The following is a 12,679-nucleotide window of genomic DNA, read 5'->3' on the forward strand; positions in this document are numbered from 1 at the left end:
CTCACTTCACGATCCGCTCGGTGCCGAAGACGCCTTGCTCGACGACGAAGCGGCGGCAATGGTCGATGAAGGCCTGCACCGTCAGCGTGCGATGCTCGGCGTTGGGCAAGGCAATTCCCATGGTCAGCGGCCTGAGGTCACCCAGCAAAGGCACGAAGACCAACAATTTGCCGTCCGGCGACATGGTGTTGAGCGGCCGCATATTGGCGATGCCGTAGCCGAAGCCATTGGCCACCATCGAACGCATCACGGCGATGTCGCCGGTGCGCTCGGCGATCTTCGGCCGCAGGCCCCTGGGCTGGAAAGCCGACAGGAAATATTCGCGGCTGTAAGGCAGATCGAGCAGCACCATCGGCTCGTCGACCAGCTCCTCGGGCGTGATGCCTGCCTTTGTTGCCAGATGATGCGCGGCAGGCAGCATCACGTAGGCCGGCAACTGCATCAACGGCTCGAACGTCATGTCCTGCGACAATTCGAGATCGTAGGTGAGTGCTGCGTCTATTTCGCCACGCTGCAGCATCTCGAACAATTGTCCCTGGTTGCGCTCGAATTGCCTGACGCGCACATCGGGATAGGCATCCTCGAATTTCTTGCGCAGCGCCGGCAGCACGATCTGCGCGAAAGTGAGCAGGCAGCCGATCGCCAGCGGTCCGCGCACCTTTTCGGCGATATCGCCGGCAATATCGTGCAGCGCGTCGGCATCGTTGAGCAGGCGCGCGGCTTCCTTGAGGAACAGGCGGCCGCCCGCGGTCAGCGCCAAGGCATGCGAATGCTTGCGCACGAAGAGTTGGACGCCGAACTCCGCTTCGAGCTGAGCGATCGACGCCGAGATCGACGGCGGCGAGACATTCACCTGCTCGGCCGCCTTGGCGATCGAACCCGCTTCGCCAACGGCGACGAAGTACTCGAGCTGTCTGAGCGTAAAGCGGAGCGGCATGGTCCTATGTTGCCGGTTTGCAGCCTGTGATCAAGTCGCGGCCGCTCCTCAGTACTTGATCCAGGTGGTCTTCAGCGCGGTGTATTTGTCGAGCGCGTGCAGCGACAGGTCGCGCCCGAAACCGGACTGCTTGAAGCCGCCGAAGGGCGTCATAGGGCTCAGCGCATCGACGGTGTTCACGGAAACCGTGCCCACGCGCAGTCGCTCGGCGACACGATGGGCGCGCGACAGGCTGTCGGTCCACAGCGATGCGGCCAGGCCGTAGACGCTGTCATTGGCAATCCGGAGCGCCTCGTCTTCGGTGTCGAAGCCGATGACCGACAGCACCGGACCGAATATCTCGTCGCGGGCAAGCGGATCGTCGGGCGAGACGTTGTCGAAGATCGTAGGCTGCACGAAGCTGCCGCGCCCGTCGACCGCGACCCGGCCACCGCCGGTCACCAACCGGGCCGACTTCTTGCCGCTATCGATGAAACGCATCACCGTCGCGGCGTGTCGCGCATCCACCATCGCGCCCATCCTCGATGCCGGGTCGAGCGGGTCGCCGGGTTGCGTCGCTGACGCGCGCTCCGCCAGTCTCTCCACCAGCGCATCCTTGATGCCGCGCTCCACCAGAAGCCGGGAATTGGCCGAGCACACTTGTCCCTGATTGAAGAAGATGCCGATGGCAGCCATGTCGGCCGCGGCATCGAGATCCTCGCAATCCGCGAACACCAGATTGGGGCTCTTGCCGCCCGTCTCCAGCCAGACCTGCTTCATATTCGACTGGCCGGAATATTGCAGGAACAGTTTGCCGACCGCGGTCGACCCGGTGAAGGCGAGGCAATCCACATCCATATGCCGGCCAAGCGCCTGGCCGGCCGTCTCGCCCAGGCCCGGCACGACATTGAGCACGCCGGCGGGCAAGCCCGCTTCCATGGCCAGCTCCGCCAGCCTGAGCGCGGAAAAAGGCGACTGCTCGGCCGGCTTCAGCACCACCGAATTGCCCGCCGCCAGCGCGGGCGCGCATTTCCAGGTCGCCATGTCGAGCGGGAAATTCCACGGCACGACGGCGCCCACGACCCCAAGCGGCTCCCGCCGCACCAGTGCGAGGTCACCTTGGCCCGTCGGCGCCACTTCGTCATAGACCTTGTCTATCGCTTCGGCGTACCACTGGAAGATCGCCGCCGAGCCGGGCACATCGATGGTGGCTGCATCCCTGACCAGTTTGCCCATATCCAGCGATTCCAGCAGCGCGAGCTCCTGGAGATTCTGGCGCAGCAATTCCGCCAGCCGCAGCAGGACCTCTTTGCGGTGCTGAGGGCTGGTTCGCGACCAGACGCCGGCTTCGAAGCTGCGGCGCGCCGCGGCAATAGCAAGGTCGATGTCCTCTTCGCCGCAGGAGGCCACCTCGGCGAGCGTCGCTCCGGTGGCCGGATTGACGCTGGCGAAAGTCCGGCCGGAGCGCGCGGGCATCGCCTTGCCGTCGATGAAGGCCTTGTCGCGAAAGCGGATCGCGGACGCCTTGTCGATCCAGTCCTGATGGCTGAGTTCGCTCATGCTGGCTCCAGACTTGTCGGGCCTATTCGTCACCGGGGACGCCATAGCTCGGCGCATCGGACGGGTTGAGGGCGCGGGTGACATAGGCATCGAGCTGAGGCTTGTAGATGTCCCACAGCGTTGCCAACTGCTCGATCGGACACTCCTCGGTCCAGTCGCAACGCAGATCGGCCACCGGCCAAGACACGTCGCGCACCAGCTTCATGCCGGCGGAGCGGACAGACCCGGCCTCGCCGCCGGCTTTGAGCGCGGCGCGCATGGTGGCGATTAGCCGGTCACCAAGGTCGCCTTCGGAGGCAAGAAAGGCGTCGACCATGGCTTGCGGAACTTTGTCGTTGGCAAGCAGGTTGCCGCCGCAGGCGACGTCCTCGCCGCGCGCCTCGGCCCAGATGCCGAGCGCTTTCGGTCCCGAGTGGATTGCGCTGCCGCCTGCCGCGTCGACCGCCAGGACCTGCCGGTATTCGCTGAAGGCGGCCGTGCGCTTCAGGATCGCGACGGCCTCATTGGCGGAGGCGCCGCGCGCCATCAGCTCCAATGCGCGCGGCCCGAGCGTCGGGTCGGTGACGTTCTGGCTGGCGACCGCACCGACACCTGCCTGCGCATAGGCGCAGCGGGCCGCGACCGCTGGAGACGACGAGGACACCGCCACCCCGAACATGCCCGTGCGCCGGCAACGCGCGACAATGGAGAAGGTCATGGCGTTCAGTCCGGGATGACGGCTGTACCGTCGATCTCGACCAGCCATTCTGGCCGCGCCAAGGCCGACACGACAAGGCCGGTCGAAACCGGGTGCATGCCTTTGATATATTCGCCCATCGTCCGGTAGACGGCCTCCCGATGGCGGACATCGGTGATGTAGACCACCACCTTCACCAGATGCTCCATCGTGCCGCCGCATTCATCGATGAGCTGCTTGATGTTCTGCATGACCTTGTGGGTCTGCTCGACAGGATCGTGGCTGTCGATGGTCTTGGCGGTGTCGAGATCCTGCGGGCACTGGCCGCGCAGATAGACGGTCCGGCCGCCGCGCGTGACGACCGCCTGGCAGAGATCGTTGTCGAGCTTCTGCTCGGGATAGGTATCCTTGGTGTTGAAGGTGCGAATTCGCGTATGCGCCATCTTGGTCTCCATCAGGTCGGGCTCGCAGCTGTCCCTAAAGCGTGTCGCGCAGAAAGGGATTCAGGCGACACGCTTTAAGTCTTTGTTTTGATTCATGTCGTTCTCCCAAAACCGCTGCGCACTTTTGGGTGACATACTTCGCTCTGGTCAGGCGTCCACGGGCTCGCGCTTCGCGGCTGCGTGATAGGCGAGATATTTGCGCTGCGTCGAAATACGGTCGGCCACATGCTTGGCATCATGCCAGACGCCCCAGATGAAACTCGACCCCCTGCGCGACTGCCAGGGCAGCCCCAGGAAATAGATCCCGGGCTCGGTCGAGACGCCGCGATGGTGCCTTGGCCGGCCCTTCCCGTCGAAAGCATCGACCTTCAGCCAGCTGTAATCGACGGCAAAGCCCGTCGCCCAGATGATCGCCGCCACTTCGGCCTCGGCCATGTTGAGCTCGCGGATCGGATTGGTCACGCATTCCGGATCCGGATCGATCCGGCGGGCCACCGGCTCTTCCGGAAGGTCGAGACCGTTGCGCGCGACGTAGGCGTCGGCTTCGTCCAGCAGCGACATCAGGTTGGCGTCGCCGCGGGCAATGTTTTTCGCAAGATCAGGCGCGAAGGTCATGACACCGTCCTGGTACGTCTTTGTCATGCCGACGAGCGTAAGTCCCTGCGCAGCCAGCCGACGGAAATCGATCGTTTCGCCGCCGCGCGCGCCGCTGACCGCGATCGTCACATGTTCTGTGCCGGGTCCGGGAGTTTCGAGGTCCCATTTGCCGAGAACGCCCAGCCACCAGCAGAAGTCGCGGCCGCGATAGGCACGCGGCGGCCGATCATGTGGGCCGACCGAAAGATAGACGCGCTTGCCGGCGCGCTGGAGCTCGTCGGCAATCTGCACGCCCGAGGATCCCGCGCCGACCACCAGCACCGCGCCTTTTGGCAGCTGCGCCGGGTTGCGATACGCGCTGGAATGGATTTGCAGGACCTCGGCATCCGCGGGAACGACAGGCGGGATGACGGGGACCTGGAAAGGTCCGGTCGCGGCGACGACGCTGTTGGCTTCGATCACGCCATTCGACGTCTCGACGCGAAATCCGGGCCGACCGATGTTTCTTTGCACAAGCCTGACCTCCACGCCGCAGCGGAGCGGCGCATTGATCTGCTTTGCATAGGCGACGAAATAGTCGGCGACCTCCTCCTTGGAGGGAAAGCCATCGGGGCCCGTCCGCGAAAACTCCATGCCCGGGAACCGGTCATGCCAGGCCGGACCGTTGGCAACCAAGGAGTCCCATCGCTGCGAGCGCCAGCGCTCGGCAATCCGGCCGCGTTCGAGGACCAGATGAGGCACCCCGCATTTGCTCAGGTGCTCGCTCATAGCCACCCCCGCCTGGCCGCCGCCAACGACAAGCGTGTCTATCGTCTCAACCGACATGCTCAGTCCTTTTCTGACCATCCGGGCAGCTTCCGCTGCGCGGGATGAAAACCGATCTCGGACAGTTGGTGGATGGGAGCCAAGGCTGCGCCGTCCGACCGCTTCTCCACCGGCGCTCACAAGTAGCAGCAGGTGCCGGCGGGCGCCCATAACGAATCTCCGAAGTCACGCGTAACCATTTCCGAATTTCTCGCGCCTATGGACGCACCTAGAGTTCCAGCGGTCGGATCGGCACCGCCGCATGAGGCGGCAGGCGAAGCCGAACCGTGTCGGCACGGAAACTGGTTCCGGAACAGGGAGGCGACCCGTTCCGCCATGCCTCGAGCGCCGGCATTATCGAGGGGCTGCGCATGAAGACTGAAAGCTTTGACTACATCGTCGTCGGCGCGGGTTCGGCAGGTTGCGTGGTCGCCAATCGGTTGAGCACCGATCCATCCGTCAGGGTATGCCTGATCGAGGCAGGCGGCAGCGACAACAGCCTGCGGATCAAAGTGCCAGCAGGCATCCTGTCGCTCTACGGCAACCCGGACTACGACTATTGTTTCGTCGGCGTGCCGCAGCCCAAGCTCAACAACCGAAGGATTCCGGTCAACCGCGGCAAGGCGCTGGGCGGATCGAGCTCGATCAACTCGATGGTCTATATTCGCGGCGCCGCCGAAGACTATGACGAGTGGGCCGGGCTCGGCTGCGCCGGCTGGGCATATTACGATGTGCTGCCGGTGTTCAGGAAGCTGGAGCGCAACCTGATCGCCCAGGACCCGCGCTATCACGGCACCGACGGCGAGCTGCTTGTCGACAATCCGCGCGATCCGAACGTGCTTTCCGGCATGTTCGTCAAGGCCGGGAAAAATGCCGGCCTGCCCGCCAACAAGGATTTCAATGCCGAAAGCCAGTTCGGCCTCGGGATCTACAACGTCACGCAGGACCGGGGTCAGCGCTTCAGCAGCTTCAGCGCCTTCATGCGTCCGGTGCTCGATCGCAAGAACCTGACGCTGCTCAGCGAATGCGAGGTGATCGACCTTGTCATTGCAGAGGGGCGCGCGACTGGAATGCGCGTGCGGCATGAGGGCCAGCAGAAGCTGCTTTCGGCCAGCCGCGAAATCGTGCTGTCGGCCGGCGCCATCAACTCGCCCGAGATCCTGATGGCGTCCGGCATCGGACCTGCAAACGAGCTGCAGCAAATCGGCATCACACCGGTTCTCGACCTGCCGGGCGTCGGCAAGAACCTGCAGGACCATGTCGACGGCATGATCACCGTGCGCTCCAGGAGCACCAGGACGCTCGGCCTGTCGATTGCCAACCTGCCTCGTATCGCGGCCGCGCCCTTGCAATATTTCGCGCGCCGCAAGGGCATGCTCACCACCAACTATGTCGAGGCCGGCGGCTTTGCCAAAACCAGGCATGCGAACGGGCCTCCCGACATTCAGTTCCACTTCGTGCCGGGCTATCGCAGCCATCGCGGCAGGCTGATCGAATACGGCCATGGCTACGCCATTCATACCTGCGTGCTCAGACCGAAAAGCGTGGGCGAGATCAGGCTGTCGCGCGACAGTTCTCGCCGCGACGTCCTCATCGACCACCGCTTCTTCGCCAATGAAGAGGACGCGATGGTGCTGGTCGAAGGCATCAAGATCGCACGCAAGATCCTTGCCGCATCCGAGTTCGATGAGGTGCGGGGCAAGGAGATGCTTCCGGGCAAGGATATCGGAACAGATGGCGAGATTCTCGCCTATCTGCGTGCCGAAGCGCTGACCGTCTATCACCCGGTTGGAACCTGCAAGATGGGAACGGACGACATGGCGGTGGTTGACCCGGCAACGCTGAAAGTTCGGGGCGTGGATGGGCTTCGGGTCGCGGATGCCTCGGTCATGCCGAAGCTGATCGGCGGTAACACGAACGCGCCAAGCATGATGATCGGCCAGAAGGCTTCGGAGATGATCCTTGACTCGGCGCATCGCGGCGGCAAATAGGTCGCCGCTGTTTCGGCGAGTCATCGCGAACGTCCCGGAATTGACTGAAACCTCTCCAAAGTCGTCATTCTAGGGCGGAGCAAGGAGCGCAGCGACGCGCGCAGACCCTAGAATCCATGCCCTGACGCCGAGGCGTCGCCGCGGTGAAGAATTCTGCACCGCTGCATCCCTCGGCCAAGGTCACGGAATGGATCCTCGAGTCTCCGCGTCCGCTTCGCCCGTGGATGACGAAGCTGAGAGGCTTCGACCAATCCCCAGCGTCAGCGCTGATTTCACGGAAATGAAAATCTTGCCACCGACAAGCCTGCAGCCTTTTCAGAAACCTGTGTCGAGAGACTAGTTTAGTGATCCTCGTCGATCTCGTCGTGCAAAAGACCGAGGATGCGGCGCTTGAGCGCGATGAAGTCGGGTTCGAGGATCACATCCATCGAGCGCGGCCGGGGGATATCGACCTTGATCTCGGCCTTGATCTTGCCGGGTCGGGCCGTCATCACCAGAACGCGATCGCCGAGCACCAGCGCCTCGTCGATATCGTGCGTGACGAAGAGCACCGTCTTCTGCTGCCGCTCCCAGACGCGCAAGAGCAGCTTCTGCATGGTGCCGCGGGTCTGGCTGTCGAGAGCGCCGAAAGGTTCGTCCATCAAGAGGACGGCCGGATCGTTGGCAAGGGCGCGCGCGATCGCCACGCGCTGCTTCATGCCGCCTGAGAGTTGGGCGGGGTAATGGTCCGCAAAAGGCGCGAGGCCGACCTCGTTGAGATACTGATCGACGATCTGCTTGCGCTGCCCGGCGGGCAGGCCCTTGCGCTTGGGTCCATATTCGATGTTGGCGCGCACCGTGAGCCAGGGAAACAAGGTGTAGCTCTGGAACACCATGCCTCTGTCTGCGCCGGGTTCGATCACTTCCGTGCCATCGACCTTGATGCTGCCCGAGGTCGCGTCATTGAGGCCGGCGGCGAGATAGAGCAGGCTGGATTTACCGCATCCCGAAGGGCCGACGATGACGCAGAATTCGTTTTTGGTCACCTTCAGCGACACATGGTCCAGCGCCAGCACGCCATTGACGTCGCCGTAGCGCAGCGTCACATCTTCGATGGCCATCGTGGTGCCGGCCAAGCGCTGATCGCCGGCCGCATGGCCGGCCGGATCGTTCGCCTCGATGGATTCGGTCATTGCTATCCTTGATCCGACTGCGGTTTGCGAGGATGCGTTCAAAATCAGGGAGCCCATGGCGCGACCCTCGCCCGGATGATGCGGAATGCGGTGTCGGTGATGAGGCCGAGAAGTCCGATCGCGGCGATCGCCATGAAGATCACATCGACCTGGAAGCCGCGCATCGCCTTGAGGCTGATGTAGCCAAGGCCGCTCGACGCCGCGACGAGTTCCGCTACGACCAGATATGTCCAGGCCCAGCCCATGGTGACGCGAAGCGTGTCGAGGATCGCGGGAAGCGCGGCAGGGAAAATGACGTGCCACACCGCCTCGCTGCGCTTGGTGCCCAAAGTGTAGGAGGCGTTGACCAGATCCCTGGATACGCTGCGCGCACAGTCGGAAATCATCACGAGCTGCTGGAAGAAGGTGCCGAAGAAGATGACTGCTATGCGTTGTTCGATACCGATGCCGATCCAAAGGATGAACAGGGGCACGAAGGAGGTCACAGGCAGGTAGCGGATGAAGTTGACCAAGGGCTCCAGCGGCGCCTGCACCACCCGGTAGGTCCCCATCCACAGCCCCAGCGGCACCGAGATCAGCGAGGATACGATGAAGCCGAGGAGAACCACCTTGGCGCTGGTCAAAGTGTGGTAGAAAAGGCTGCCGTCCACAGACATGCGATAGGTCGTCTGCAGCACCGTTCCAGGTGTCGGCAGGAACATGTTCGGCACGACACGGCCATAGGACAACAAGGCCCAACCGCCGATCACGACAACCCACATCGCCAGCGCGAGCGTGGTTGCCGTGCCGGCGGGAATGTTGGCGAATGGGGTCGTCAGGCGTGTCCACGCCGTCCGCCTCTGTGCCATAAGATAGCTCCGTTGATTTAAGCGCGAAACGCTGGAAACGGGGTCGGCCCCGAGGGGCCGACCAACTCTGACTTTCGGAAAACGGTGCCGGCCCCGAGAGGCCGGCCCCGACGATTCCCGAAGGCTCACTGTTCCTTGATGAAATCGGTGTCGAGGATGGTTTTGGCGTCGATCGTCATCTTGAGCTTGCCGGCCTTGCCCCAGATGTCCTGCGCGAAGTTCACCAGGTCGGACGCCTCGCTCTTCTGCGGCGTGCCGAAGAAATCCAGGTTGCGATCGCGGTCGTAATAGCGCACGCCCTTGGCGCCGGCGGCGAAATCCTCGGGCTTTTCGAGATAGCCGCCAATCCCCTTGGCCATGATCTCATAGGCCTTGTCCGGGTTGGTCTTGATGTATTCGACCGCCTTGTAATAGCCCTTGACGAGCGCCTTCACATCCTCGGGATGCTTCTCGATCAGATCGCATTTGAGGGCGATCACATCGACGATCAGGCCAGGCGTGATGGTGGAATCGATCAGCACCTTGCCCTTTCCCCCCTTGCGGACTTCGGTGAGATGCGGCTCCCAGGTCACGGCGGCCGGAACCTGGCCGGCGATGAACGCGGTCGCCGCATCATCGGCGGTCATGTTGGTGATGGTGACGTCATCCTCGGTCATGCCTTCCTTTTTCAGGAGCACGTTGAACCAGAATTCGGATATGGAACCCTCGTTCAGAGCCACTTGCTGACCCTTCAAATCCTTGAGAGACGTGACGTCGGCCTGCGTGACCACGCCGTCGCCGCCGTGGCTGTCGTCGAGCGCCAGCACATATTTGAAGCAGAGCTCGTCCGAGCGGTACTTCATCAGCTCATCGACGGTGGAGGCCGCGCCATCGAGATCGCCGCCTGCGACCGCCGCCATGTAAAGCGCTGATTCCTCGATGACCTTCAGGTCGACATCGACGCCGGCCTCTTTGAAATAACCGAGGTCGCGGGCAAGAAACAGCGGCCCATAGCCCACCCAGGTTGTCATGCCGAGGCGAATGGCGCCGGCGTTGGCGGGAGCGGCAAGCCCCAAGCCCAGAAGGCCTGCGCTGACCGCGGTGATCAGGCAATTTCGGAATGTCTTCATTGTCGTGGTTCCCCTTATGGCTGATGCCGGCATCGGCCTTATTCAAGCGACGTATGCCAAGCTGTGTTTGGGCAGCCGCTCTCTTGGTATGCGTCGCCTCCCAGGCGGGCCTTGCGTGTTCCAGGCCCCGCACCAGAGCATCCGGGCCAGATCGCCAAAAGAAGTCTTTTTCTGTCCTTTGCTTCGCCGAAACCGAAGCGGCAGGCCCTCCTTCGTTGACGAGCTTGAATTGACGGCGCCCGTCTCAAACGCGTCGCCGGTCTAAGGGAGTAACAGGTTTATCAGGCGAGAAGCTGCTCGATCCTGATCGGCAGATCGCGGATGCGCTTGCCTGTTGCGTGATAGACCGCGCTGGCCACGGCGGCGGCAGTGCCGACATTGCCGAGTTCGCCGAGGCCTTTCACGCCGGCAGGGTTGACCGCGTGGTCGACCTCCGGAACCAGGATCACCTGCAAGTCCTTGATGTCGGCATTGACCGGCACAAGGTAGTCCTGCAGATCGCGGTTCACGTAGCGGGCATAGCGCCTGTCGACCTCGGTCGCCTCATGCAGCGCCTGGCCGATGCCCCAGATCATGCCGCCCATCAGCTGACTGCGCGCGGTGCGCGTGTTCATGATGCGGCCGGCCGCGAATGCGCCGACGATGCGCGGCACCCGGATTTCCCTGGTGTAGCGGTTGATGCGGACTTCGACGAACTCGGCGCCGAAGGCGTATTTCACCGAGTCCTCGTCCTGCTCGCCGCCGTGGAATTCCGGCGTGCCGGCATAGAGCTTCTTCAGCGCCTGAGGCGTGGCGCCCTTGGGCGCGAACTCGACATATTCCTCGATCGCGCCGACTTGCATGGCCTTGAAGAGACCCTCGACCTTCGCCGAGGCGCCGCCTTTCGCCACGATCTTCCCGTCGGCAAGGTCGAGTTCCTCGTTGCGTGAGCCGGGAAGCGGACCGCCCTCACCCGTGGCTGCGGCGTAGAGCTTGGTTCGGATTGCATCGCAGGCCTTCAGCACCGCCGAACAGACGCTTGCCGTGGAGATCGAGCCGCCGGAGACCGGAGCCGGAGGCAGGCTGCTGTCGCCCATTTCGACGCTGATCTTTTCGATGCTGACGCCAAGCCGCTCGGAAGCCATCTGACCGGCCACGGTGCGGACGCCCGTGCCGATTTCATGCGAACCGCATTGGACCCGCACATCGCCGTCGGCGGTCAGGCGCACGCGCGCCGCGCAGGGCGCCACGGCTGTCGGATAGATGGCCGTGGCGCAGCCCATGCCGACCAGCCAGTCGCCGTCGCGCATCGCACCGACCTTGGCATCCCGCTTGGCCCACCCAAAAGCCTCTGCAGCCTGGTCATAACACTGGATCAGCGAGCGGCTGGAAAACGGCCTTTTGCCGATCGGTTCCGTCTTGGGTTCGTTGATCCGACGGAACTCGACCGGATCCATGCCGAGCGCCACCGCCATCTCATCCATGGCATTTTCCAATGCGTAGACGTAAGGCGTCTCCGGCGGGGAGCGCATGTAGCCCGGCGTGTTGCGGTCCGCCTGCACCAGCGAGACATGGGTCAGCACCGAGCCGTAGTCGTACATGCGGCCGGTCGCCGAAGTGCCACCGACGACATAGAGGTCCGGGCGCGAGGTCACCTCCCAGCCTTCATGCGCGAAGGCGGTGATGCGGCCGTCCTTGCCGGCGCCGATCCTGATGCGGTGCCGGGTTTCGGCCCGATAGGTCTGGGTGCCGAAAGCCTGCATGCGGCTTGTAACGCAACGCACCGGACGCCCGAGGCGCTTTGCGGCCACCGCCACGATCGCTGTGCGGGGCGTCATCGGTCCCTTCGAGCCGAAGGCGCCGCCGATGAACGGGCTGACGATGCGGACCTTGGCAGGATCGATCTTCAATTGCCTGGCAAGCTCCACCTTCCAGCCGGTCACGTTCTGCGAAGGCTCATTCACGACGAGCTGGTCGCCCTGCCAGAACGCGGTCGTGGAAAACAGCTCGATCGGGTTGTGATGTTGGGTCGGCGTGGAATAGCGCTGGTCGATCTTGACCGCCGCCGCGGCATAGGCGGCGTCGAAGTCGCCGGCTTTCACGTCCTCCTTGAACAACGGGCTCTTGCCGGCCGCCGGAACCGTCTTCGTGCCTGGACTGTCGAAGCCGGCGGTCGGCTTGTCTTCCTCATATTCAGCGCGGATCAACTGCGCCGCCTCCTCGGCCGCCTCGAAAGTCTCGGCAACGGCGAGAGCGATGATCTGCCCGTCATGGAAGATCGTCCGGTCGTGCAGCGGACCGATCGATGTGGCGCCGGAATTGCCGAATTTCGGCTTCTCGACCTGATCCATGGCGCCATAGGTGACGATGTCGAGCAGCCCAGGCACCGCGCGGGCTTCGTCGAGATGAAGCTTCGTCACCTTACCCCTGGCGATGCTGCTGGTGGCCAGCGCGCCATAGGCGATGTTGGCCGTCGGCAGGTCGGCCGGATAATGCGCCTGTCCGGTGACTTTCAGCTGCGCATCGACGCGCGGCAGCGGTTCACCCATGTTTTCCTTGGGTTTCGGAGCGGCTGGGTCCATGG

At 63.5% G+C, this 12,679-nt stretch carries 10 protein-coding genes; 1 reads left to right on the plus strand and 9 read right to left on the minus strand.

The features are described from left to right. Position 1 precedes the first annotated feature (1 nt). The 5 genes from RFM68_RS03845 to RFM68_RS03865 form a co-directional block, all read right to left on the minus strand. Positions 2–937 carry a LysR family transcriptional regulator gene (locus RFM68_RS03845; protein WP_320231331.1) on the minus strand — a complete coding sequence of 312 codons (936 nt, stop codon included), beginning with the start codon at positions 935–937 and terminating at the stop codon, positions 2–4. A 48-nt stretch (positions 938–985) separates the two neighbouring features. Continuing rightward, a complete protein-coding gene (locus RFM68_RS03850; RefSeq protein WP_320231332.1) occupies positions 986–2,476 on the minus strand; it encodes an aldehyde dehydrogenase in 1,491 nt (496 codons plus the stop codon). 22 nt (positions 2,477–2,498) lie between these two features. After that, positions 2,499–3,173, minus strand: a complete 675-nt coding sequence (locus tag RFM68_RS03855; RefSeq protein ID WP_320231333.1) for a DUF1028 domain-containing protein — start codon at positions 3,171–3,173, stop codon at positions 2,499–2,501. A gap of 5 nt (positions 3,174–3,178) precedes the next feature. Next, positions 3,179–3,595 carry a RidA family protein gene (locus RFM68_RS03860; protein WP_320231334.1) on the minus strand — a complete coding sequence of 139 codons (417 nt, stop codon included), beginning with the start codon at positions 3,593–3,595 and terminating at the stop codon, positions 3,179–3,181. Positions 3,596–3,742: 147 nt separating this feature from the next. Next, on the minus strand, positions 3,743–5,017 hold the full coding sequence (locus RFM68_RS03865; protein WP_320231335.1) for a flavin-containing monooxygenase: 1,275 nt from the start codon (positions 5,015–5,017) through the stop codon (positions 3,743–3,745). A 350-nt stretch (positions 5,018–5,367) separates the two neighbouring features. Between RFM68_RS03865 and RFM68_RS03870 the strand changes: the two genes are divergently transcribed. Further along, entirely contained in the window at positions 5,368–6,987 is a 1,620-nt protein-coding gene (locus tag RFM68_RS03870) for a GMC family oxidoreductase (RefSeq protein WP_430694817.1), read from the plus strand. Between the two features lie 341 nt (positions 6,988–7,328). Here RFM68_RS03870 and RFM68_RS03875 read toward each other — a convergent pair whose 3' ends face one another. The 4 genes from RFM68_RS03875 to RFM68_RS03890 form a co-directional block, all read right to left on the minus strand. Beyond that, positions 7,329–8,087: an ABC transporter ATP-binding protein gene (locus RFM68_RS03875; RefSeq protein ID WP_320231468.1), complete on the minus strand. Its 759-nt coding sequence runs from the start codon at positions 8,085–8,087 to the stop codon at positions 7,329–7,331. Positions 8,088–8,203: 116 nt separating this feature from the next. Further along, on the minus strand, positions 8,204–9,007 hold the full coding sequence (locus RFM68_RS03880) for an ABC transporter permease (RefSeq protein ID WP_320231337.1): 804 nt from the start codon (positions 9,005–9,007) through the stop codon (positions 8,204–8,206). Between the two features lie 125 nt (positions 9,008–9,132). After that, complete coding sequence (locus RFM68_RS03885; RefSeq protein WP_320231338.1) at positions 9,133–10,116, minus strand: ABC transporter substrate-binding protein; 984 nt, start codon at positions 10,114–10,116, stop codon at positions 9,133–9,135. Positions 10,117–10,397: 281 nt separating this feature from the next. Then, positions 10,398–12,677 carry a xanthine dehydrogenase family protein molybdopterin-binding subunit gene (locus RFM68_RS03890; protein ID WP_320231339.1) on the minus strand — a complete coding sequence of 760 codons (2,280 nt, stop codon included), beginning with the start codon at positions 12,675–12,677 and terminating at the stop codon, positions 10,398–10,400. Positions 12,678–12,679: the final 2 nt, after the last annotated feature.

The sequence above is a fragment of the Mesorhizobium montanum genome (assembly GCF_033977145.1).
In the GTDB taxonomy this organism is placed as follows: Bacteria; Pseudomonadota; Alphaproteobacteria; order Rhizobiales; family Rhizobiaceae; genus Mesorhizobium; species Mesorhizobium montanum.

Excerpts from the sequence above, each read along its gene's own strand:
- RFM68_RS03890 (WP_320231339.1), bottom strand. The coding sequence starts at position 12,677 with ATGGACCCAGCCGCTCCGAAACCCAAGGAAAACATGGGTGAACCGCTG.
- RFM68_RS03845 (WP_320231331.1), bottom strand. The coding sequence starts at position 937 with ATGCCGCTCCGCTTTACGCTCAGACAGCTCGAGTACTTCGTCGCCGTT.
- RFM68_RS03870 (WP_430694817.1), top strand. The coding sequence starts at position 5,368 with ATGAAGACTGAAAGCTTTGACTACATCGTCGTCGGCGCGGGTTCGGCA.
- RFM68_RS03860 (WP_320231334.1), bottom strand. The coding sequence starts at position 3,595 with ATGGCGCATACGCGAATTCGCACCTTCAACACCAAGGATACCTATCCC.
- RFM68_RS03880 (WP_320231337.1), bottom strand. The coding sequence starts at position 9,007 with ATGGCACAGAGGCGGACGGCGTGGACACGCCTGACGACCCCATTCGCC.
- RFM68_RS03885 (WP_320231338.1), bottom strand. The coding sequence starts at position 10,116 with ATGAAGACATTCCGAAATTGCCTGATCACCGCGGTCAGCGCAGGCCTT.
- RFM68_RS03855 (WP_320231333.1), bottom strand. The coding sequence starts at position 3,173 with ATGACCTTCTCCATTGTCGCGCGTTGCCGGCGCACGGGCATGTTCGGG.
- RFM68_RS03875 (WP_320231468.1), bottom strand. The coding sequence starts at position 8,087 with ATGGCCATCGAAGATGTGACGCTGCGCTACGGCGACGTCAATGGCGTG.
- RFM68_RS03865 (WP_320231335.1), bottom strand. The coding sequence starts at position 5,017 with ATGTCGGTTGAGACGATAGACACGCTTGTCGTTGGCGGCGGCCAGGCG.
- RFM68_RS03850 (WP_320231332.1), bottom strand. The coding sequence starts at position 2,476 with ATGAGCGAACTCAGCCATCAGGACTGGATCGACAAGGCGTCCGCGATC.